Raw genomic sequence first — 23,562 nt, forward strand, 5'->3', positions numbered from 1 at the left:
TATGAAGAATACATTTTTATACCTATTTATTTTTTCAGTTTTAGTTAATATTTTTCAATATGTAAATTCTAATAAAATATTAGACGCAAAAGAAAATGAAGTGACTTTAGTTAGAGCAGTGTTAGCATCTACAGAAAAAAAGATGGACTCTATTCAATATGGAGATTATTTTGATATTCAAAAAGATGAAGATGCACAAGAGTATTACTATTCTCAGAAACTAGATTATCAAAAGGTGATGAGTAAAGTGAATGAAGATTTAGAAGAAATGAATGCTAACGAAAATGGAAACTCTTTAATTCCTTATGAACCAATTGGAGGAAAAATATTCATAGTAAACAAAGCAAAGATATTAAACCACAGATGGATTATTGCAGAATTTTCGAATGGTGAACTTTGGGGACAAATTTTAGTAAAATATTTTCATAATGCAGATAAACCAACCGATTTTGAAACGGTAGAAACTATCCTTTATGAAAGACAAAGACAAGAATAATTAAAAAAGCTCCATCATGGAGCTTTTTTATTACAGAGTAATCTCTATTTTTGCACAACACAACTAAATTTTATTATGTATAAGCTATTCATCAGACCAATTCTTTTTCTATTTGATCCAGAAAAAGTACATCATTTTACATTTTCATTAATTCGTTTTCTAAGTTCAATTGGTTTTTCTTCTATTTTTAAAAATATTTATGAAATAAAAGATACACGATTAGAAACAGAAGTATTTGGATTGAAATTTAAAAACCCTGTAGGTTTAGCTGCTGGTTTTGATAAGGATGCTAAGCTGTATAAAGAGTTGTCGAATTTTGGTTTCGGTTTTATAGAGATAGGTACATTAACCCCAAAAGGGCAAGAAGGAAATCCTAAAAAGAGATTATTTCGTTTAAAAGAGGATAGTGCTATCGTTAATCGAATGGGTTTTAATAATGGAGGTGTTTTAGAAGCTGTTGAGCGATTAAAAAGAAATAATGGTGTATTGATTGGCGGAAACATAGGTAAGAATAAAGTAACACCAAATGAAGAAGCTGTAAAAGATTACGAAATTTGCTTTGACGCTTTGTTCACACATGTAGATTACTTTGTAGTAAACGTAAGTTCCCCTAATACTCCAAACCTTCGAGAGTTGCAAGATAAAAAACCACTTACAGAGTTGTTACAAACATTACAAGATAAAAACTTAGCAATGCCTGTCACTTCGAAAGGAACAGAAAAACCAAAGCCAATTCTATTAAAAATTGCACCCGATTTAACTAATGAACAATTATTAGATATAATAGATATTGTAAACGATACAAAAATTGCTGGTGTAATTGCTACAAACACAACAATTTCTAGAGAAGGACTGGAAGCAGAAAATAAAAAAGAAATAGGAGGGCTTTCAGGAAAACCATTAACCAATCGTTCAACCGAAGTGATTCGTTTTCTTTCTGAAAAAAGCAATAAATCTTTTCCAATAATTGGAGTAGGAGGAATTCACACGGCAAAAGATGCATTAGAAAAGTTAAAAGCAGGTGCAAGTTTAGTTCAGTTATATACAGGTTTTATTTATGAAGGACCAAAATTAATTAAAGAGATAAATAAAGCAATATTAAGTGCTAAAACGATTTCGTAAAACACAATTCTTTTTTATCTTTGAGGGCAAATGAAGAAAGTTAAAATAATTGAATGTCCAAGAGATGCTATGCAAGGTATTAAGGACTTCATTCCCACAGAAAAAAAAGTGCAATATATTCAATCTCTTTTGAGAGTTGGTTTTGATACTATAGATTTTGGAAGTTTTGTTTCTCCAAAAGCTATTCCACAAATGCAAGATACAGCAGAAGTTCTTGCACAGCTAGATTTGTCTCAAACAAAGAGTAAATTATTAGCAATTGTTGCCAATACAAAGGGAGCACAATTTGCATCTGTTCATCCAGAAATAAAATATTTAGGTTATCCTTTTTCTATTTCGGAAAACTTTCAAATGCGAAACACACATAAGACAATTGCAGAATCTATAATTACATTACAAGAAATTTTAGAAATAGCAGATGTTAATAATAAAGAAGTAGTAACTTATATTTCAATGGGTTTTGGAAATCCTTATGGAGATCCTTGGAATGTTGATATAGTAGGAGAGTGGACAGAAAAATTGGCAAAAATGGGAGTTAAAATTTTATCTCTTTCCGATACTGTTGGAAGTTCAACTCCAGAAGTTATTGATTATCTTTTTTCAAATTTAATTCCAAAATATCCCAACATAGAATTCGGATCACATTTGCATACAACACCCGATTCTTGGTTTGAAAAAATAGATGCAGCCTATAAAGCAGGTTGCCAAAGATTTGATGGGGCAATTAAAGGTTTTGGTGGTTGTCCAATGGCAAAAGACGATTTAACAGGAAATATGCCAACTGAAAAAGTACTATCCTATTTTACTTCCAATAAAATAGATACAGATTGTCATGCAATTAGCTTTGAAAGTTCTTATAATGAAGCGTTGAAAATTTTCGATAATTATCATTAATTCGTTATTTATTATAAGTAAAGCATCAGAAGCGTTTAAAAATTTATTAGATGAGTAATTTAAAATTAGAAACGTATTTAAAATATCTAGGATGGTATGAAGTTTTTATACCTGCTTTTCTATTTATTTTCCTAACTTTATTTTTCATAATTAAATATTGTAAAGTAAAAGGTCCAAATTCAAAGTTTGCAACATTTTGTTTTTATATTCCAATGATAGGGTCTGCAATATTAGGAGTATTACTTTTCTACTCACCGTATTTTTGGTCAACTTTTGCAATTTATACAATAGTCTTCTTTTTGCTCAATATAAGCTCATTTAATGCTTTAGGGCAATCTATAGAAGATAAAACAGGAATGGGAGTTACTATGTTTTCGGGATTGATAAGTATGTCTATATTCTTTTTTTCGGGAATAGTTCGTTTTATTAATTTTTCTTTTTTTAGTTAATCCTAAAAGCTAAATATTTTAAAAACGTCTCGCATATTTTTAGGAGTAGGTTTTTTATGGCTTCTATTTTTTACAAGTAAATAGATATAAATAACAAAACTAAAGAATAGAAATGAAATTTGTTTACCAATAATATTACCAAGCAAAAGACTACTATAATTGTATTCGGTGTAAAGTACTATCGTATAAAAGAAAACAGAATAGAAAAGACTTATTACAGCTGTTGAAACTAAAATTTTTAAATAAATGTATTTTTTAGAAAACTTATAATTTAAGAATTCATAACATGGAATCTATGTATAAAAGACTTCTTCCTGTTAGAAATATATTTAAATCAAAATTAAAAATGGCTTTTAAATATTCTAAATTAATTGAATGCTCATCCATGATAACTTGTTCTAAGAAAATAATAGGATAAGTGTGTTATTGCAATGTTAGAAAATATCAAGCCATAAATTAAGCTTCTTGTCTTTTTTAGACTTTCAGTATGGAATACTAAAAATACACAAAAAAGTGTTGAAGTAAAAAGTACAGACGAACCTGTAGAAAACACAAACAAATCGAAAAAAAAACATTATAAGCACTTCCTGCTAATATAGATTGTAAAACTCTATAGAACCTCAGAATATCAATAAAGGTGCAATTCCATATTTTTTTATTGATGAATACATAATTATTATCATCAATGTCATAATTAAAGTTTCAGTAAATAATAAAATTATTGCTTTTAAGTTTGTAAATGTTTAATAACAAATGTATTGTATTTATCTCTATTTTTTATTGCTGTTTTTATTTTAATTTATTCTAAATAAAGTTTGCTATTTTGATTTTAGTTATTATTTTTGCAGAAACAATTATTTTAAATAAATCTAAATAAATAATAAAATGCGATTAACTAATTACTTTTTAGGTTCACTTTCAATAGCTCTTTTCATATTAACATCATGTTCAGATAACGATGATGCTGTGCAAGAAAATAGTTTATCTGTTCCACAAACTTATACATTTGAAAGAAACAGTGCAACAACTGTTGATTTTGGTGGACAAACGAGCAGAATATTAATGTTAGAAGAATTAGGGAATTATATTAAAGGACACGCAACAGCTGGAACAGTGGTAGATGTTGCTACTTTAGAAAACATGTATACAAATACAAATAATCCGTTTTCAACATCAGATTTAAATACTTCAGGAAAACAATTAAAAGATAAAACGGCGGCTTCAAAAGATTATTTTGTAAACTTTGGCGGAGGTGGTTCTTCAGCAGAACAAGTTGAAATAAGAAGCAATTTTGAAGCTCAATTTTTAAATGCTAATGATGCAAGTCAAGGTAATGTTGCAGTTGCAGGTACAGCGGGTTCTTATGTAGATGGATCATCAACACGTCTTTTTGCAGCAAATGGAGTAGAGCCTCAACAAATTTTATTAAAAGGATTAATGGGTGCTTGTTTAATGGATCAAGTGCTTAACAATTATTTAAGTGTTGCTGTTTTAGACGAAGCAACAAATAGAGTTGATAATACTAATAAAGTAGTAGTTACAGGAAAAAATTATACAAACATGGAGCACAAATGGGATGAAGCTTATGGTTACATCTATGGTGCAGGTGGAGGAAAATTTTGGGACAGCTACATTAACCAAGTAAATGCAGATGTTGACTTTAATAATGTTAAGGCAGATATAGAATTAGCTTTTAGAAAAGGTAGAGCTGCAATTGTAGCAAATGATTATGCTGTTAGAGATGCACAAATTAAAATCATTAAAGAGCAATTAGCGAAGGTACCAGCAGTTAGAGCGGTATATTACTTAAAAAGCGGAAAAGCGAAATTAATTACGGATAATGGTGCAAAAGCATTTCATGCACTTTCAGAAGCTTACGGTTTCATCATGGCATTACGTTATACAAATAACCCAAGCACTGATGCACCTTATTTATCTAAAGCAGAAGTAAATGCAATCTTAGCAGATTTAGAAGCTGGAACAAATGGTTTTTGGGATGTGGATTACTTAAACGCAAACATTGATGCAATGGCAAATACAATTGCTACTCGTTTTGGATTTACAGTAGCACAAGCAGAGACAGTTAACTAAAAATTAGTAATTGCTTAATTGGTAGTCCAATAATTTTAGATTAATTTCGCAAAAATTTAATAAATGAATAAATTATTTTTTATACTTCTTTCTCTACTCGCTTTGGTTTCATGTTCGAGCGATAATGATTCTAGTACAAGTGGAGACGATTATAACAGAACAGAATTACTGACAAATTGGGCAGATAATTTGATCATTCCTAGATTAACAAATTATCAAACGAAAGTAGCAACACTTCAAGCAAGTACAACAACTTTCACAACAACACCAGATCAAACGAGCCTAGATGTACTACGTACTGCATGGTTAGAAGCTTATAAAGCCTATCAGTATGTTGGATCATTCAATATTGGTAAAGCAGAAGAGATTAATTTTAATGCTGCTACCAATACTTATCCAACAAGTGCAACAGGAATTACAACTAACATTACAAATGGAGGTTATAACTTTGCATTATTATCACAATATGATAAACAAGGTTTTCCAGCATTAGATTATATGTTAAACGGTTTAGCTGTTACAGATGCTGAAATCATAGATTTCTATGTATCTAATGGAAACGCAACGGCTTACAAACAATATCTTACAGATTTATCAAATACATTAAAATCGAATATTGATTTAGTAGTTACAGATTGGAATACTTCTTACAGAGCAACTTATATTGCTAGTAATGGTAATGCAATTAGTAGTTCGGTTAATAAAACAATAAATAGTTTTGTGAAATACTATGAAAAAGATATTAGAGCTGGAAAAATTGGTATCTCGGCTGGAATATTTTCAACAGGAACAACTTTTCCAGAAAAAGTAGAAGCATATTATAAAAATGATGTCTCTAAAGAGCTTTTAAACGAATCTATTATAGCAACTAAAGATTTTTTTAATGGAAAACACTTTAATAGTGCTACAGTCGGTGTAAGTTTAAAATCGTATTTAGATTACTTAAATGCGGTTAGAGATGGTCAAAAATTGAGTGATATAATCAATAATCAATTTGCGACAATCAATTCGACAAACGCACTTTTAAGTGATAGTTTTTCAAATCAAGTAACTACAAATAATACTGCAATGCTTGCAAGTTATGATGAGTTACAAAGATTGGTAGTTAATTTTAAATTAGATATGATGACTGCTTTCAACATAACAGTTGATTATGTAGATGCTGATGGCGATTAATTTATAAATTCTTGAAATTGATACAAGATTATTTAAATAAAAAATCACAATCCATAACGCTAGCTTTCTTTAGGCTAGCGTTTGGTTTAATGATGCTATTTAGTATTATTAGATTTGTAAGTTATGGTTGGGTCGATAAATTCTATATTCAACCAAAATTTCACTTCACTTTTTATGGTTTTGATTGGGTAAAACCATTTGGTTATTTTACTTATTTGTTATTTATAATTTGTGGTTTTTCAGCTTTTTTTGTAGCCATTGGTTATAAATATAGAATAGCAATTATTACTTTTTTCTTGAGTTTTACCTATATAGAACTCATGGATAAAACAACCTATTTAAATCATTACTATTTTATTTCTTTAGTAAGTTTTATTCTTATTTTCTTGCCAGCCAATGCAACTTATTCTGTTGACGCTTATAGAAATGAAAAACTAAGGTTTAAAGTAATTCCAACTTGGACAATAGACATAATAAAAATAATGCTATGTATTGTCTATTTCTATGCAGGATTAGCAAAACTAAATTCAGATTGGTTAATAGAAGCTATGCCATTAAAAATTTGGTTACCTAATCAGTCTAATGTTCCAATATTCGGAAGTTTTTTACACGAAACTTGGGTGCAATATGCCTTTAGTTGGACAGGAGCAGTTTACGACTTGATCATTCCGTTTCTTTTATTTAATAAACGAACACGAAATTTTGGATTCTTTTTCGTAGTTGTATTTCATATTGTAACAAAAATTTTGTTTCCTATTGGTGTTTTTCCATATGTGATGATAATTAGTACTTTAATCTTTTTTGATGCTTCTTTTCATAAAAAAGTGATGGATTCAATTTTCAGAATATTTCGAATAAACGCTACTATTTTTGAAAGCGGAAGAAGTATACTTTCCAATATAAAGCTTCCAATAAATAAGATTAGAATTGGTTTTTTAGCCTTTTTTATTTTCTTTCAAATAACTTTTCCTTTCCGATATTTGCTTTATCCAGACGAATTATTTTGGACAGAAGAAGGTTTTCGGTTTTCATGGAGAGTGATGCTAATGGAAAAAGCAGGATATACGCAATTTTATGTGACAGACTCCAAAACAAAACAAACCAAACACATTGACAATAGTCGTTTTTTGACAGCGTTTCAAGAAAAACAGATGTCATTTCAACCCGATTTTATATTGCAATATGCTCATTATTTGCATGACTATTATGAAAAGATAGGAATGAATGATCCTATTGTTACTGTGGATAGTTATGTAGCACTAAACGGACGATTGAGTAAACGCTACATAGACCCTAATATTGATTTAGCAAAAGAATACGAATCATTCCAACATAAAACTTGGATATTACCATTTAACGATGAAATTAAAGGCTTATAATATTTTACTTTTACTAGTAACCACAACATTGTTTGCGCAAAATAGTGTGAAAGGAAAAGTAACCAATAAAGAAGGAAAAGGACTCGAATTTGTTGAAATTTATAACAAAGCAACTTATGAGTTCTTCAGTACAGATGAAAACGGAATCTTTGAAATTAAAAATTTAACTAAAGGAAACAACGTTATTGTTTTTTTTCAAGCGAATTATAAAATTAAAGAGATCACCATTGAAGCAGGTGTAAAAGAATTGAAAGTTGTTTTAGATGATTTGGAAACCAATCTTTCCGAAGTAGTACTTATTAAGCAAAATGAAAAATTATTTGCTATAAATAAATTGAAAGACATTGAAGAAACGGCGATTTATGCAGGAAAGAAAACAGAAGTAATTAGTTTAGACAAAATTACGGCCAATAAAGCTACAAACAATTCAAGACAGGTTTTTGCCCAAGTAGTTGGGTTAACCATTAATGAGAGTAATGATGGTGGTTTACAATTGTCCTTAGGAGGTAGAGGTTTAGACCCAAATAGAACAGCTAATTTTAATACACGTCAAAATGATTACGATATTAGTGCTGACGTTTTAGGTTATCCTGAAAGTTATTATGCCACACCTACAGAAGCACTAGAAAGTATTCAAATTGTTCGTGGAGCAGCTTCTTTGCAATATGGAACTCAATTTGGTGGAATGATAAATTTTAAGATAAAGAAACCCGTTGAAAAACCAATAGAATTAGTAACAAGAACAACATTAGGGTCTTATAATTTGTTTACTAACTTCACTAGTTTAAGTGGAACCAAAGGAAAATTTAGCTATTATACCTATTATAATTACAAGCAAGGAGATGGTTTTAGACCTAATTCTAAGTTCGATTCGAAATCTTTTTTTGTTAATTTAAATTATCAATTCACAAAAAACACTTCGTTACATTTAGATTATACGCATTTCAATTATTTGGCACAACAAGCAGGTGGTTTAACCGATTTTATGTTTGCTCAAAACCCAGAACAAAGTAATAGATCAAGAAACTGGTTCAAAGTAGATTGGAATCTTTTTGCCTTACGTTTCAAGCATCATTTCGAACATAATGCCGATTTTTCATTGCAATTATTTGGTCTCGATGCATCAAGAAAGGCATTAGGATATCGTTCCAATCGAGTTTCAAATCCAGATACAGAAGGAACAGTAAGAGATTTAATTCTAGGTGATTTTGTCAATTGGGGAGCAGAGGCACGTTATTTAAAAAAATATAAATTCTTTGGTAATGATAATGCTTTTTTAATTGGAGCAAAATATTATCAGGCAAAAAATTCAGGTGTTCAAGGGCCAGGAAGCTCAGGAAGCGATGCTAATTTCGGCTTAGCAACTGCTGAATTTCCAAATTATAGAACCCAATCAGATTACGCATATCCCAATTTAAACTTTTCAGTTTTTGGAGAGAATATATTCAAAATAACACCTAAATTTTCAATAACACCAGGGTTTCGATATGAGAATATAAAAACACAAGCAAACGGATTTTATAGAAAAATAAATACCGATTTGGCAGGAAACATATTGTTAGACGAAACCGTGTTTGAGGAAAACATAAAAGAAAGAGATTTTTTCCTTTTTGGTTTAGGCTTAAGCTATAAAATGAATAACGGATTAGAAATATATGCCAATGCTTCTCAAAATTATCGATCTGTAACGTTTAATGACATTCGTACTGCAAACCCAAGTGCAGCAATAGATGAAAATTTAACTGATGAAAATGGTTATACTTCAGATATTGGAGTTAGAGGAAAGTTACTAGATAATGTATCTTTCGATGCGAGTGTTTATGCTCTATATTACAATGATAAAATTGGTGAATACCTAACGCAAGTACCTAGTAGTGCAGCTCTTGTTAGATATAGAGACAATGTTGGAACAGCACTTACTTATGGATTTGAATCTTTAATTGATTGGAATATAAGCAAAACATTCTTTAGAGAAAATGATCATTTTATTTGGAGTGTATTTTCAAATTTAGCACTCACCAATTCAGAATATTTAGAGTCGGATATTAAAAATATAAAAGGAAATAAAGTAGAATTTGTTCCCAACTATAATTTAAAATTAGGAACCGGAGTAGGGTATAAAAACTTTTTAACAAGTGTACAGTTCACCTATGTTTCATCTCAGTTCACAAATGCAGAAAATAATCCAATAGATGTTAATGATAATACCTATGGTATTTTTGGAGAAATACCAGCCTATAATGTATTAGATTTTTCATCTTCTTATAAATGGAAAAATTTCAAATTAGAAGCAGGAGTTAATAATGTACTCAATAATTGGTATTTCACAAGGAGAGCAACTGGATATCCAGGACCAGGAATTATTCCATCAGAACCAAGAGTTTTTTATGCAACATTAGAATTGGTTTTTTAGAATAAGTTTGTTGCTTTTATATAAATGAGGTTTTAGAATTAAAATATATATACAATGTAAAGCGGGCTTTAAGCCCGCTTTATTAATCAAAAAAAGAATCTAAAATATTAAAAATTTGCATTTATAAAATTTCTAAGATTTGGATCTTGTTGACTTAAGTAATTTCTATCATAAGGAGGACGGCTAGTACCCGAAAAATAAGCTTCAACACTAGTACCTAAATATTCTACTCTATTAGATAAAACATAAGCAGAAGAAGGATAAATACGATTTGCTCTCGCATTATTGTAAAGACTATTCACTGTAGAATTTCCGAAACCACCCGATAAATGCCTGTCATGATAATAATGAGTTAATTCATGAGGTACCACACCAGAAGTAGATTGTTTAACTCTTCTATACGTAGTATAGTCGTTAATAACAACACGACCATTACTATAATACATTCCTCTACTACCTGTAGGAGCTAAATATATACCCGTAACATTATCCATTTTGGCTAACGTAGTCGCTTTCATACCAGAAGCATACATCTGGTCGATTTCTTGTTTTGCAAGCGCAATAATGTCAGAAGGTGTGTTGGCATCTACAATGAGTCTAAAATTCCTGTAAATAGTTGTTGAAGCCTTTGATGTAGCAATTTTCTCATCAATTTCTGCATCAATTTTTGCAATTAAATTAGGATCAAGAGTTTCCCAAGTGTTCTCAAGATCTGCCGATTGCTCTACCGGTTTAGTGTTCGAGTCGTTTTCACAACTTGTAAAGTACAAAGCTGCAACCAATGCTAACGAAAGTAGCTTTAGATTTTTTTTCATTTGATAATTATTTGTTTGTTTATTTTGTAAATATATGGAAACGAAATAATTATGAAAATTTTGTTGTATTTAATAACAATTTTATTAAAAATTAGTAATAACAGTAACAATTTGTGTTTTTTAACTTTAATTATATTTTTTATATACTTTATAAGTGTTTTTACCGTATTTATTTACATTTAACTGTTTTGGCAAGAGACCTGGCCTAAAAAAAGATGAGATGCAATATAAGTCTCAAAATATTATTTTTTATATTCCCACATGTTATCTAAATCTATTTTTTTGATAGGAATCTCTTTATCTCCTTGTTTAAAAATTAATTTACGATTGCTTAGATCTTCATTCATTCGCAACACAATTTCTATTGGTTTTGAAGCATCTGCTTGTTGGAATAAATTGAAAATTTCTTTTTCGTCTATATTCTTAAACTCGAAAACATAATGTATTCCTTTTGGATTTGTAATTATGAATGACATGTAGTCAGGAATTGCTCTTTCTTTAAACTCATTTTTTAAAAGTGCTTCATCAAACAAAGTCTCTCTTTCTCCATTAAACATTTCTATAGCAATTTTCTCAAATGTATAATTAGGAATATCAATATTTGTTTTCCAATTATATTTTTTACGATAGGTATCCCAAAGTCCAAACTCAATTCCTCCTTTTTGTTCGATATTTTTTATAGCTTCGGGTAATTCGGTACTAAGATCCATATATTCTTTTTGAGAAATTGTTGGGTTATTAGGAACAAAGTCCTTCATAGCTACCTGTGTTTCTTTAGCTTGAAAACGACCAATTTCTACCTGATTTCCTTCACCATACATCCAGACAACTGCTACTCCTCCTGGAGCTAACCCAACTATAATTTGATTATATGTTTTCTTTTTCTTGGTTCTATAAGCAACTACTCCTTCTTTAAAAAGTTTGGTCATTTTTTCTTTGGGTAATGCCCAACTCCCTGTATAGAATTTGTTTTCTACAAAAGAGGCCCATGTAACTTCTAACCTAATTGGTACAGGTTTAAAATCATCTCCTGTCACATGAGTTGACCCATCATTACCCCAACCACTATGTGCTAAGGCTGAACAAGGAATATAAACACTATTTCCATCTTCAAAAAAAAGATGGCCATTATAAATTTCCATTGGGTATAATTTTGGTGCGCTTTCTGAGGGCAACCATTCAAATTTTTCTTCCATAGTTGTTGTTTTGCAGGAACTTAATATTATTAGTGCTATTAAATAATAAATGCTATTTTTCATGTTAGGAGTCTTTTGCTGTTTTTCTAAATCTGCGAATAGTAAATTTATTAGTAAATTCATAATTAGGACCTAATCCAACCTCTCCGAATTTTGCGGACCAATGGAAATATTTATTTCTCAACTCTAATAGCATATTATGATCGTTTACTATTAAATTAAATTTTTCTATTGTCATCTTTTTGTTTGCTAGTTGCTCTCTAAACACCTTTATTTGAGCATTAGTATAGTATGTCATTTTAGGTTTTTCTCCTGAAATATATTTATCTAATCGTTTTTTTACTTTTGTTAAATCAAGTGGGTATTTGGAGTCTTCAGTACCGTCAGGAATTGGGAATTTTTTATTTAGTTTATCTAAATTCATTGCCTCTTTTTGAAAATCAAATACTTTTTCGCCCATAATATGTAAGGGTATAAAGCTATATCTGTTGCTAATATTTGATCTTTTTCCGTATGTTTCATGCCATTTGTTAGGTCTAACTACTTCTTTTTCTTTGTACCAACCTTGCGTAATTAAATTATTTAAATCATTATTCAATACGGTGTCCCATTCATCATCGTCATACCCATCAAAAGCTATATTATCAAAATCTAGTAGTTGAACATTATCTGGTGAATCATGAACATAGGCTCCTCCAATATCGCAGTGTACTCCGGGTAAAGAAAATTCGCTTCCTCCAGCTGCTTTCACACTTGTAAGCATGAAATTTGTTCTATGCTCATCTTCAGCGGCTAGTTGAATCACCTTAGCTGCTTTTCTAATACCATTCAAATGAAGTTCTTCAACATCATTTTCAAAATTTTTAAATGATCCATTTGTACTAGGGTCATAAGATGAAACAGTGTCATACAAACCTACAAACTGAACTTTAACAATAATATTATTTACATCAATTCCTGCTTCTGTTAATTTCAACCCTAAATGACCATATTTTGGTAACATTTCTAAGTCTGTTTTAGCACCATGGCTATCGCGTTTTTCTAAATCTCGGGTACCATTTTCATTTTCAACCCATGCTTCAATTGGTTTGTATTTATCTTTGGTTACTTCATAGACAAAATTTCTAGCAGCAGCTGCACCTCGGCTAAAACCAAAAACATCGATATAAATAATTTTTACATCATTATCGTTTTTTAGTTTACTTATTTTTTCTACTGCTTTTTCACAACCTTTTTTAACTTTAGCGACTATGCCTGTAGAACCTGCTCCAAAGGCTCCACCTGCACCTTTTGTAAAATAGGAACTATCTCTATCAAAATCTTCAGTTCCAATTCCTTCAATATATATTTTAGATATAAATTTATCTGGTTTTTCAATATATGCAGTTTCAAGTCTAGCAATATTAGACCAGTCATTTTCATAACTATCATCTCCGCTATATTTTTTATATCCCTTATTCCCTTTGTCACCTTCTTTTCCTAGTCTAGCATTTGTATTTGTTCTATTATTCATTGTTCCATCTAGGAATACTCCAATTCTTATATTGACTATTCCATTTGGAGGTGGTGGCGGAGTATAATCTCCAAAACTAATGTTTGTTCCCATCGGATACTATTTTTTTATTAGAGATTAAGTTTAAATTACCGTCGGTAGCTTCTATATTATGTTGACTGCTTATTTTCTTAAATTTTCCTCCAACTATTAAATTATAATCTGTTACAACAGTAATAGAAATGTTTTTTGCTTTTTTATGAATTGCCATAATTAAAATAATATAGATAGCCTAGCTCTATTTTAGTTTGTTGTTTTTCGATGTCGAAGTTAAGATAAAACTTCAGTTTTTTATACGAAATTAATAGTCATAACTTCATATTTCTTGTATTTATTAGCTCTTGCTATAGACCTGTTTTTTAGTGTATACCTTTTATATTTGTTTCTACACCCACATTAATTTCGGCTTCCCATTGCCTTCATGAGTTTTGGTTTATGTTTATTTGTTTTGTTGCGCCCAAATATACAAAAGTGTTTTAATTTATTTGTAATTTTGTTTTTACTTTTTTAGTAAAATAAATAGTATGTTTTCATTCCTGAATCTAAATACCGTTAAAAGTATTAAATATCAGTTAAAAGTATATATTTGCTGACTTTAAAGAGTCTTGTAACTTCTGTTAAATGTGAATACTGATTAATAAATGTAGCTTTTTATTTTTCTAATAGGAATACATTAGTACAAACTTATTTGTTTTAATATATTGAAATACAAACTTGTTTTTTTTATTTTCTGCATTACTAAAAGTATTGGGAAAGCATTTAGTACGTCAATTTTAGCCTGAAAATGGTCTTCGGACAGCTTCCTACGGTCTTCGGACATCTACGAATGCTCTTCTGAAAGGTGAATTTAGTCTTTTAACAGGTTCTTTTATTCTTCTAACAATTACTTTATGTCTTCTGTCGCTTACATAGATACTTTTAACAGCTTCTGATATTCCTATAATACCTTCTTTTAGTTAGCGTAGGGTGGAAAAGGAGTTTTTAGTACTAAATAGTATTATCATTTTTCAGTAAGTTAAAATAGCAACAGGCATAAACTTGCTATTATAGTAGCATAAATAGATAATTGAGTATCATTTTGTAATGTTTATAGTTTTTATTATTGCTTTTTTTTAAAACAACAACAAATAAAATTTAGACATGAAGAAAAAAGAAGTTTTTAGAACGTTTAATTTCTCAGATGCAGTATTAGTAAGGGAAAAGAGAAGCTAGCTTTTATGCGAAGAGATGTAGCGAAATTTACTACTTATGGTATTTTAGCATCAGATATTTTAGCATTAGAAGAAAAAATTACGTTATTTTCAGATGGGATTTCCGATATTGAAATTTTAGGAGATCAAACGAATAGTACAGCATTAAAGAATATTATTGGTGATGAATTGCGCACAGCTATTAGGGATCTAATGACTCGAGTGCAATTGGTATTTAAACCCGAATCCTCTAATTATAGAAAGTTTGGTACAGATACGTTGTCTAAACAATCGGATGCAGAATTATTATTTACGAGTAGGAGAGTGGTTCGTGTGGGGTATTTTTTCTTATCTGAGCTAGAACCTAAAGGAGTATCAGCTACAACACTAGCAGATATTGTTACCTTAGGAAATAATTTTGAAAATGGCATTATAGATTTGAAAATCAAAATTGGAGACCGTGATGTAATGCAGGAGGAGCGTGTAGAAGCGGCTAACCTACTATATGAAAAGCTTGTTAGCTATACTAATACAGGACAAAGCATGTGGGCGAATAGTAATGTTGCAAAATACAATGATTATGTTATTTATAATACACTAACAGGTGAGCCTTTAGATGATACATTATAGAAAATTAGTCTGTTTTTGTACTGCTTAAATTGAATAAAAATAACTGAGGAGCTTAGAATATGAAGATTCAAAACCCCTCAGTTAAAATGACTATTTAACGTATTATTTATATAGTTGGTGTATTCACTCTTAATTTTTCAATTTCTAAGGCGTGCAATTGTTGTGCTAATTCATTTTTGATAGCATCATAGGCAGGATCATACGCAAGATTAGTATATTCCGATGGGTCATTAATTAAATCATACAATTCAAATTGTTTAAAATAAGCACCAAAAGCATCAAAATAGTAGGCAAACTTCCATTTTTCGGTTCTAATGCAACGAATGCGATTGGCCGCTCTAACGATATTCCAACTATTATTTGAACCCGCTTTAATATCATCATAGGTAAATAAAATGCTTTCTTGAACAGCTTTTCCTTCTTCAATAATAGGTAATAAACTTGTTCCAGCTAGTCCAGTAGGAGGAGTAGCTACGTTTGCTATTTCCATTAAAGTAGGCATAATATCTACCAAAGTAGCTAATTTCATTGAGTTTTGTTGACTGTCTTTGTTGAATAAAACTGGATTTGAAATAACTAATGGCACACGCAAAGCTTCTTCATAGGCAACAAATGTTTTTTGACGCAAGCCACCATGTGCTAGTCCCATTTCTCCATGATCAGAAGTGAAAGTAACAATCGCTTTGTCTGCCAAACGTTCTCCTTTTACATCTTCTTTGTATAATTCATCAATGAAATAGCCTAATTCCTTATCGACCTCTTTTAAAAGGGAAGCATAAAAATTAATATAGTTCAGTTTCTCTTCAGTTGAATTAATTTGCCCAAGACTCACTGCCATATTAATTAAAATTTGCTCTTGTACCATTGGTTTTTTATTGCGAATTAACTGTTCATCAACCGTATCAGGAAGTCCAATTTCTCTTCCCGACCAACTACTAGGATGATAACCAGAAGTGCCAGCTGAATTAGGATAGGCCAAAACATCATGAGGGTTTACAAGCGAAAGAACTAATAAATAGGGTTGATGGTGTCCGTTTCTACGTTTTTCTTTCACTTCTTTTAAATATTGAATCGCTTCGGCAGTATATTTAGCATCATGATTCGCAAAGCCTCCACCAAAATTAAGTGGGTTAACATCTTCACCTGCATCGGGAGCCACCCAACCCATTGCACCAAATAAAGAAATATCGGCAGCAGTAAGATCTTCATAATTTGTTTTAGTTCCATTAGGAGCAACTCCTTTACTCATGTGCCATTTGCCACGATATTGCACATCATAACCTTCTGCCCAAAGCGTGTTCATAATGTTGGGTAAAGAAGTGTCAAGTGTGGGTTCTTGGGGAGATAGCAATCCACCCTCAGTAAGCGTTTGCGATACTCCATGTTTTGCAGGGTAAATACCTGTGAATAAGGTAGTACGACTTGGAGAACACATACACGTATTACAAAATGCTCTGTCAAAACTAAAGCCATTTTGTTTCAGAAATGTAAGTGTTTTAAGGTTTTCTTGTTCCCATCCTGGTGGGAAATGCTGTGTTGCACGTTGCTCATCAGTAATAATCAGAATCATGTCGGGTTGTTGGCCCAATTCTTTCAGTTTTTGTTTAAATTCCATACTTGTTTATTTGTTATTAGTTTGAGAAAAAATAATATAGAAAAGCTTTCCTCATTGTTCGAAAAAATCGAAATAGGAGTGTTCACTAATTAATAGTATCATATTGCTAATTTCGAATAATAAACACTAAAAAAACAGCGTATAAATACCTGTTTTTTAGATTATTGAAATGGTTTTTTAATCGCTTTGCTACAATTTGTTATAAAAATAAAAAGAAATAAAAACCTACTTTATTACGAGGCTATTTTTGTAAACACAATTTTCTACGTAGTTTTATTGGCTGATGAGGAAAATCATCATTTCTGTACAATAAAAAAGAATTTTTAAAAGTTTTAGAAACTAAAAATAGTAGAATAAAATGAAAAAAAAAGGAGTATTAATGTTAGTTATTGTATGTTTTTTTGGCTCTTGTAACTTAAAAAATGACAATCATATCGCTTTAAACGATACTACTATAAGCAATGATTTAACTAATGTTGTTGAAAAAGAAAAAATAGATAAAAAAGAGAAAGAGTGCAATTGCTTTGACGGAATAGGCTCAAGTGATAAAGACAAACCTATTTTGGTACATCATTTTTTAAATGGCAAATCAATTAGTGTTTGCGGATTTTATGATGAAGAAATACAAAGTAATCAACTAATAATGTCGGAGTTTGCCATTTTTGATTGTGAAACAGGGAAAAATTATGTTGAATTTGGAGCAACGCAAACATGTGCTATAAAAACAACTCAAAAAGCTTTAATCATTGAAGAATTAAAATATTTACCTGTTGGTACGGATTGGAAATGGGAATTTATTAGTATGGGAGAACAGCAAATTAGCGAAAAAGGAAAAGAACTCATAATCTCAGAAATGAAACCAAAAATATTGTCTCTTTCAATTGATAAGAAATTAGAAATAGCATTTTTAAATTCATTAAAAAGGAATAGTGGAATAAGTCCTAACTGGGAAGAACAAATTGGAAAACTTGAAGTTTTAGCACTAAATGGAAATGAAAAAGCTATGGATATTTTAAAAAATTATGAAACTTTTTTTGCTATTAAAACAGATGGAGCTCTTGCAGAAACATGGAAAGAAGCTATAGCAAACGTTGAATGGATGAATAAAAAATAACATGACAAACAATTTTCCAACTTTAGAATCTAACCGATTATTATTAAGACAACTTAAAGACAACGATATTGAGAATGTTTTTAAAGGACTTTCGCATCCTGACATTATTAAGTATTATGGCATAAGTTTTAACAGTTTAGAGGCAACCCAAGAACAAATGGACTGGTTTGCGAATCTTGAAGCCACAAAAACTGGAATTTGGTGGGCAATTTGTTCAAAGGACGATGGTACTTTTTTAGGAGCTGGTGGTTTGAACGATAAGAATGAACACAAAGCAGAAATTGGTTTTTGGTTGTTTCCAGAACATTGGGGAAAAGGATACATGACAGAAGCTATGCCGTTAATTTGTGCTTATGCTTTTGACGTTTTAGATTTAAATAAAATTGAAGGTTTTGTGGAAACAGAAAACAATAATTGTAAAAAGGCTTTAGCCAAATTGCAATTTAATCTTCAAGAAACACAAGTGGATTGTGAAGTTAAAAACGGAAAGTTAATTAGTATCGATGTGTATACGAAAATGAAATCATAGCTTTTTAAATTTTTAGGGCTTATTTTCAATAAATTAAAAATTGGGTTTTATTTTAAAATGATATTGAAAAATGAAGCAAAAGTATATAAACATAAAATTCAAAAAAAAATAAAAAATCTAACTTTTACCTTCTAAATTTTTCCTATATTTGCTTGCAATTTAACTACAAATTGCAAAATGAAAGCACACACTACTAAAATTATTGGAGAAGGTCTAACCTACGATGATGTTCTTCTTATCCCAAATTATTCTCAAATACTCCCAAGAGAAGTTAGTATTCAGTCAAAATTTTCAAGAAATATCACATTAAACGTTCCAATTGCTTCTGCAGCTATGGATACCGTTACAGAAAGTGCAATGGCAATTGCAATGGCACAAGAAGGAGGAATTGGCGTTTTACATAAAAACATGACTATAGAGCAGCAGGCTGCTAAAGTTAGAAAAGTAAAACGTGCAGAATCTGGAATGATAATCGATCCTGTAACTTTACTTTTAACAGCTACTGTTGGCGATGCTAAAAAAGCAATGAAAGAACATGGTATTGGCGGAATTCCTGTAGTAGATGAGACTATGACTTTGAAAGGAATTGTAACTAATAGAGATTTACGTTTCGAAAAAGTAAACGAAAGACCTATTACTGAGGTTATGACTTCTGAAAATTTAGTAACAGCTAAAGTAGGGACAACGTTACAACAAGCAGAAGAAATTTTACAAAACCATAAAATTGAAAAATTATTAGTGGTTTCGGAAGGTAACAAATTAGCGGGTTTAATTACCTTTAGAGATATAACAAAACTAACTCAAAAGCCTATTGCCAATAAAGATACATTTGGTCGATTGAGAGTAGCAGCAGCTTTGGGTGTAACAGCAGATGCAGTAGAAAGAGCTAGCGCACTTGTTCACGCAGGAGTGGATGCTGTAATTATTGATACTGCTCACGGGCACACTAAAGGAGTTGTAGATGTTTTAAAAGCTGTGAAAGCTGCTTTTCCAAATTTAGATGTTGTAGTAGGAAATATCGCAACACCAGAAGCCGCACAATATTTAGTTGAAAATGGAGCAGATGGAGTTAAAGTAGGAATTGGTCCAGGATCAATTTGTACTACACGTGTGGTGGCAGGAGTAGGTTTTCCACAATTTTCAGCAGTACTAGAAGTAGCAGCTGCAATAAAAGGAAGTGGCGTTCCAGTAATTGCTGATGGAGGAATTCGTTACACAGGAGATATTCCAAAAGCAATGGCAGCAGGAGCCGATTGTGTAATGCTAGGTTCATTATTAGCAGGAACAAAAGAATCTCCAGGAGAAACTATTATTTTTGAAGGAAGAAAATTCAAATCTTATAGAGGAATGGGTTCAGTAGAAGCAATGAAGGAAGGTTCTAAAGATCGTTATTTTCAAGATGTTGAAGACGATGTTAAGAAATTAGTTCCAGAAGGTATTGTAGGTAGAGTGCCATACAAAGGAGAATTAGCAGAAAGTATGCTACAATTTATTGGTGGACTTCGTGCAGGTATGGGATATTGTGGTGCTAAAGACATTCCAACTCTTCAAGAAACGGGTCGTTTCATTAGAATTACAGCAAGTGGAATAGGGGAAAGTCATCCACATAACGTAACAATTACTAAAGAAGCGCCAAATTATTCAAGATAAAAAACAATATAGTATATATATAGAAAAGCAGTTTAGAACATCGTCTAAACTGCTTTTTTGGGTTATATAGAATTGCAACTACATCAATTCTATAAATAGTTTTTTAATAAGTTTAATTTCATCTACATACATTGTTTTTTTACGCGTAGCAAAATGTAAAGTATTTTTTAAGGGCTTTTTTCCTTTCCAAATTAACTGAATTTGATGGTTGTCTAATTCTTTTTTACATAAAAAATCAGGCACAACTGCAAGACCTTTTCCGCTACTTAAGCAACGTACAATTGAATTTAAATTGGGTACGATATAATTGGGACGAAAATCGGCATTCTTATTGAAATTTAATTGCCAAAATCGACGTAAGTGTTCCATATCTCCAGTTGTTCCATACCATTTTTGCTGCTTTAACCAGTTTTCAGTTTCTTCAAGATTGTTCTTTTTTTCAAGAGCTTTAAATTCGGAAGCATTTATTTCATTTCCACCAACCAAAACAATAGTTTCCGATGAAAAAGCTTCATAATCGATTGTATTTTTAGGAACAATTTGAGGTGTAATGATAAGATCTAGAATACCTTTTTCTAAATTTTCAACCATTTCTGGATATTCTCCAAACTGTATAATCACATTAAAAGGAAGTGTAGAAATATATTGTTCTAAAGTAATTTGAAAGGTTTCAAAACACATTCCAATACTAATTGTAGGTGTATGTTTTTCGGTACTTCTCTGAAAGTTTTTCTCAGCTTCTTCAAGTTTGCTTAATGCATTAACTATAAAGTTATATAAAACTTTTCCTCTTTCAGTCGGAATCATTTTTCTTCCTGTACGATTAAAAAGTTTGTATCCAACATAGTTTTCCAATGAACTCAAATGCAAACTAACACCAGGTTGAGAAATGAATAATTCAACTGCTGCACCTGTTAATGTTCCTGTTTTATAAATTGCTTTAAAAGTGCGATACCATTCTAAATTTACCATATTAGTTATTATAATTATAATACAAAGGTATGATTTATATTATTTTTATGATATTATATTGAGTTGTAAATTTGCTGAGTAAATAAAAAGATAGTCAGTATGAAAAAAATATTTGTAATAAATGGAGGTCAAAAGTTTGGTCATTCAGGAGGAAAATTTAACGAATCAATAACAAAAGAAACAATTGCATTTTTCGAAAATAATTCTAGTTTTGAAGTGCAATCTACAGATATAAATAATGATTATATTCCCGCAGAAGAAGTAGAAAAATTTGCTTGGGCAGATGTTATTATTTATCACACACCTATTTGGTGGTTTCAGTTACCTTTTGGTTTTAAAGAGTATATTGATGTTGTTTTTACAGAAGGCCATGAAAAAGGAATTTACTTTAATGATGGTCGTTCGTCTACAAATCCAACTCGAAATTATGGAACAGGTGGTATGCTTAAAGGTAAAAAATACTTAGTAACAAGTTCTTGGAATGCTCCAAAGGAAGCTTTTACTTTGAAAGATGAGTTTTTTAATGAAACCAGTGTTGATAATGGAGTATTGTTTGGATTTCATCGTATGAATGCATTTACAGGTATGACACCATTAGAGACTTTGCATTTTCATGATATTGAAAAAAATGCAGATGTTCCAAAAGAAATTAAAAGATATCAAGAACATTTAACAAAACTATTTATACAATAATTATGGCTATACATTTAACAGTAATTTTAAAAGCTAAAGAAGAACTTACTAATGAAGTAAAAAATCAGTTATTTCAATTAGTGGAGCATTCAAGAAAAGAAAAAGGTTGTTTGCAATATGACTTGCATCAGAGTACTACTGAATCGAATGTATTTGTTTTACATGAGGTTTGGGAAAATCAAGAAATTTTGGATTTGCATAATTCTCAGGACTATTTAAAGAATTTTTTCGCACTTGCTCCAAGTTTGTTGGCAGTGACACCAAATGTTATTTTTACGAATAAACTCGTTTAAAAAAACAAAAGGAGTACCGACTTATATCGTACTCCTTTTGTTTTTTTATATAAACACTTCTGTAAGCTTAAAATTATTGTTGCTTAAACTTGAAGAGTAAATCTTTAAAAGCAATACCAATTCTAAGTTTATGAGTATCTTGGTTGTAATTAATTAAATCTTCAGAATACCCTAAATAGTATTGCAAATAAATGTATTGATTATTTTTCTTAGAGATTTTATAATTTACACCTAGCATAAGACTACCTTTCCAATCGAAGCTAAAAGCTTTTCTAAAATCACTTTCCAGTATTAAATTTTCATTCAATTTGTAGGCTAAATCAATATTTCCGAAACCTCTATAATCGGTAATATCATTATTATCTGGTTTGTCTCCAATAGGAACCCAAGCTTTAATTCCACCTGTAAAATTATTGCTTAAATAACGCATATAATACAAAGAGAGAAAATTCCAACTTCTTGAAAACTCTAAATCTCGACCATTCGATTCGTGTTCATATTGAAGCATCATTAATTCATTTAGCTTTCCACTCTTAAAAAAAGGTTTAATAACTGCCAGTCCAGGATTATAATTTGTTTCTCTAAAGGGTAAAGATTTTTTATAAATGTCCCAAAAAGCCTTTTGTTTGTAAGTAAAAAACAAAAAAGTGTTCCAAGGTAAAGTAGCATTTGTTACTCTTTGTTTGAAACCGATTTGCATTTTGGCATCGCTATTATTACTATTAGGTGTTTCTCCTAGTGTAGTTCCAGAAATAATATAATTATCTCCAAATATTGTAAAAGAAGGCATTTCTTCTACAACATTTTTAAATTGAATACTATCTATAGCTGTGTTCGATTGCGCTTTTGTTTTTTGGTTAAAAAAGAGAGATAGTGCAAATAATAAAAGTAAATTGTTATATTTCATAGGGTTTTTAAGTGCAATAAAGAACTTTGTTTTTTTTTGAAGTCGCAATTTACTAACTAATATTTTTTTTATGTGTAATTAAAGTGATTTTTTCGAATTCTAATAGCACTTAAATTAATTTTCTTTTATGAGTTATTAAGAACGGAACGTTAAAAAGGATGAAGAAAGATAAAAAAGTAGAAATAACCAATCATAAATTATTTTATGAATTTGAATTTTCAAATCTCAAATTAGATTAAATTTTCATTATTAATTTATTGTTGGTTGCAATTTTAAAACTCTTAATGCGATATAAAATTGCTTTTTAATTACCTTTTATACATCAAAAAAACATACAGCACTCTCATTCTTATTTTGCTTTTTCAGGTTGAATTTCACAAACATTA

At 30.4% G+C, this 23,562-nt stretch carries 23 protein-coding genes; 14 read left to right on the plus strand and 9 right to left on the minus strand.

What is annotated here, in order from left to right:
- The first annotated feature begins 1 nt into the window (after position 1).
- The 4 genes from L2Z92_RS15560 (at position 2) to L2Z92_RS15575 (ending at position 2,961) form a co-directional block, all read left to right on the plus strand.
- Positions 2 to 496 (plus strand): hypothetical protein, encoded by a 495-nt coding sequence (locus L2Z92_RS15560; RefSeq protein ID WP_236455306.1) that lies wholly within the window; start codon positions 2 to 4, stop codon positions 494 to 496.
- A 75-nt stretch (positions 497 to 571) separates the two neighbouring features.
- Complete coding sequence (locus L2Z92_RS15565; RefSeq protein WP_236455308.1) at positions 572 to 1,618, plus strand: quinone-dependent dihydroorotate dehydrogenase; 1,047 nt, start codon at positions 572 to 574, stop codon at positions 1,616 to 1,618.
- A gap of 30 nt (positions 1,619 to 1,648) precedes the next feature.
- A complete protein-coding gene (locus L2Z92_RS15570; protein ID WP_236455310.1) occupies positions 1,649 to 2,512 on the plus strand; it encodes a hydroxymethylglutaryl-CoA lyase in 864 nt (287 codons plus the stop codon).
- Positions 2,513 to 2,562: 50 nt separating this feature from the next.
- On the plus strand, positions 2,563 to 2,961 hold the full coding sequence (locus L2Z92_RS15575; RefSeq protein ID WP_236455312.1) for a hypothetical protein: 399 nt from the start codon (positions 2,563 to 2,565) through the stop codon (positions 2,959 to 2,961).
- 2 nt (positions 2,962 to 2,963) lie between these two features.
- On the opposite strand, the gene L2Z92_RS21540 is transcribed toward L2Z92_RS15575, so the two are convergent.
- Together L2Z92_RS21540 and L2Z92_RS21545 are read right to left on the minus strand one after the other, a co-directional pair.
- On the minus strand, positions 2,964 to 3,254 hold the full coding sequence (locus tag L2Z92_RS21540; protein ID WP_379678126.1) for a hypothetical protein: 291 nt from the start codon (positions 3,252 to 3,254) through the stop codon (positions 2,964 to 2,966).
- A gap of 86 nt (positions 3,255 to 3,340) precedes the next feature.
- Positions 3,341 to 3,514, minus strand: coding sequence for a hypothetical protein (locus L2Z92_RS21545; RefSeq protein WP_379678098.1), 174 nt, complete (start codon positions 3,512 to 3,514; stop codon positions 3,341 to 3,343).
- A 332-nt stretch (positions 3,515 to 3,846) separates the two neighbouring features.
- On the opposite strand from L2Z92_RS21545, the gene L2Z92_RS15580 reads away from it, so the two are divergent.
- The 4 genes from L2Z92_RS15580 (at position 3,847) to L2Z92_RS15595 (ending at position 10,020) form a co-directional block, all read left to right on the plus strand.
- Complete coding sequence (locus L2Z92_RS15580) at positions 3,847 to 5,052, plus strand: DUF4856 domain-containing protein (protein ID WP_236455318.1); 1,206 nt, start codon at positions 3,847 to 3,849, stop codon at positions 5,050 to 5,052.
- 63 nt (positions 5,053 to 5,115) lie between these two features.
- On the plus strand, positions 5,116 to 6,228 hold the full coding sequence (locus tag L2Z92_RS15585; protein WP_236455320.1) for an imelysin family protein: 1,113 nt from the start codon (positions 5,116 to 5,118) through the stop codon (positions 6,226 to 6,228).
- A gap of 11 nt (positions 6,229 to 6,239) precedes the next feature.
- Positions 6,240 to 7,607 carry an HTTM domain-containing protein gene (locus L2Z92_RS15590; RefSeq protein ID WP_236455322.1) on the plus strand — a complete coding sequence of 456 codons (1,368 nt, stop codon included), beginning with the start codon at positions 6,240 to 6,242 and terminating at the stop codon, positions 7,605 to 7,607.
- Complete coding sequence (locus tag L2Z92_RS15595) at positions 7,588 to 10,020, plus strand: TonB-dependent receptor domain-containing protein (protein WP_236455324.1); 2,433 nt, start codon at positions 7,588 to 7,590, stop codon at positions 10,018 to 10,020. Before L2Z92_RS15590 ends, L2Z92_RS15595 begins: the two co-directional genes overlap by 20 nt.
- Positions 10,021 to 10,127: 107 nt before the next feature.
- On the opposite strand, the gene L2Z92_RS15600 is transcribed toward L2Z92_RS15595, so the two are convergent.
- The 4 genes from L2Z92_RS15600 to L2Z92_RS15615 form a co-directional block, all read right to left on the minus strand.
- Positions 10,128 to 10,835, minus strand: coding sequence for a hypothetical protein (locus tag L2Z92_RS15600; protein ID WP_236455326.1), 708 nt, complete (start codon positions 10,833 to 10,835; stop codon positions 10,128 to 10,130).
- 242 nt (positions 10,836 to 11,077) lie between these two features.
- Positions 11,078 to 12,031 carry a DUF2931 family protein gene (locus L2Z92_RS15605; RefSeq protein ID WP_236455328.1) on the minus strand — a complete coding sequence of 318 codons (954 nt, stop codon included), beginning with the start codon at positions 12,029 to 12,031 and terminating at the stop codon, positions 11,078 to 11,080.
- A 64-nt stretch (positions 12,032 to 12,095) separates the two neighbouring features.
- A complete protein-coding gene (locus L2Z92_RS15610; protein WP_236455330.1) occupies positions 12,096 to 13,637 on the minus strand; it encodes a T6SS phospholipase effector Tle1-like catalytic domain-containing protein in 1,542 nt (513 codons plus the stop codon).
- A complete protein-coding gene (locus L2Z92_RS15615) occupies positions 13,621 to 13,794 on the minus strand; it encodes a hypothetical protein (RefSeq protein ID WP_236455332.1) in 174 nt (57 codons plus the stop codon). Before L2Z92_RS15615 ends, L2Z92_RS15610 begins: the two co-directional genes overlap by 17 nt.
- 1,006 nt (positions 13,795 to 14,800) lie before the next feature.
- Here L2Z92_RS15615 and L2Z92_RS15620 point away from each other — a divergent pair.
- Positions 14,801 to 15,403: a hypothetical protein gene (locus tag L2Z92_RS15620; protein WP_236455333.1), complete on the plus strand. Its 603-nt coding sequence runs from the start codon at positions 14,801 to 14,803 to the stop codon at positions 15,401 to 15,403.
- 106 nt (positions 15,404 to 15,509) lie between these two features.
- Here the strand turns inward: L2Z92_RS15620 and L2Z92_RS15625 are convergent, their stop codons facing one another.
- The gene (locus L2Z92_RS15625) at positions 15,510 to 17,018 is read right to left on the minus strand and encodes a sulfatase-like hydrolase/transferase (RefSeq protein WP_236455334.1); all 1,509 of its coding nucleotides are present in this window, start codon (positions 17,016 to 17,018) and stop codon (positions 15,510 to 15,512) included.
- 358 nt (positions 17,019 to 17,376) lie between these two features.
- On the opposite strand from L2Z92_RS15625, the gene L2Z92_RS15630 reads away from it, so the two are divergent.
- From L2Z92_RS15630 to guaB, 3 genes are all read left to right on the plus strand, one after another.
- Positions 17,377 to 18,132: a hypothetical protein gene (locus tag L2Z92_RS15630; RefSeq protein WP_236455335.1), complete on the plus strand. Its 756-nt coding sequence runs from the start codon at positions 17,377 to 17,379 to the stop codon at positions 18,130 to 18,132.
- 1 nt (position 18,133) lies between these two features.
- Positions 18,134 to 18,661: a GNAT family N-acetyltransferase gene (locus L2Z92_RS15635; protein WP_236455336.1), complete on the plus strand. Its 528-nt coding sequence runs from the start codon at positions 18,134 to 18,136 to the stop codon at positions 18,659 to 18,661.
- 177 nt (positions 18,662 to 18,838) lie between these two features.
- Entirely contained in the window at positions 18,839 to 20,311 is a 1,473-nt protein-coding gene (guaB, locus tag L2Z92_RS15640) for an IMP dehydrogenase (protein ID WP_236455338.1), read from the plus strand.
- A gap of 78 nt (positions 20,312 to 20,389) precedes the next feature.
- On the opposite strand, the gene L2Z92_RS15645 is transcribed toward guaB, so the two are convergent.
- Positions 20,390 to 21,283, minus strand: coding sequence for a LysR family transcriptional regulator (locus L2Z92_RS15645; RefSeq protein ID WP_236455340.1), 894 nt, complete (start codon positions 21,281 to 21,283; stop codon positions 20,390 to 20,392).
- 99 nt (positions 21,284 to 21,382) lie between these two features.
- Here L2Z92_RS15645 and L2Z92_RS15650 point away from each other — a divergent pair, with 99 nt between their 5' ends.
- Positions 21,383 to 21,976, plus strand: coding sequence for an NAD(P)H-dependent oxidoreductase (locus L2Z92_RS15650; protein WP_236455342.1), 594 nt, complete (start codon positions 21,383 to 21,385; stop codon positions 21,974 to 21,976).
- A 2-nt stretch (positions 21,977 to 21,978) separates the two neighbouring features.
- The gene (locus L2Z92_RS15655) at positions 21,979 to 22,269 is read left to right on the plus strand and encodes a putative quinol monooxygenase (protein ID WP_236455344.1); all 291 of its coding nucleotides are present in this window, start codon (positions 21,979 to 21,981) and stop codon (positions 22,267 to 22,269) included.
- Positions 22,270 to 22,342: 73 nt separating this feature from the next.
- Here the strand turns inward: L2Z92_RS15655 and L2Z92_RS15660 are convergent, their stop codons facing one another.
- Positions 22,343 to 23,176: a phospholipase A gene (locus L2Z92_RS15660; RefSeq protein WP_236455346.1), complete on the minus strand. Its 834-nt coding sequence runs from the start codon at positions 23,174 to 23,176 to the stop codon at positions 22,343 to 22,345.
- Positions 23,177 to 23,562: the final 386 nt, after the last annotated feature.

Source organism: Flavobacterium jumunjinense (assembly GCF_021650975.2).
GTDB classification, from domain to species: Bacteria; Bacteroidota; Bacteroidia; order Flavobacteriales; family Flavobacteriaceae; genus Flavobacterium; species Flavobacterium jumunjinense.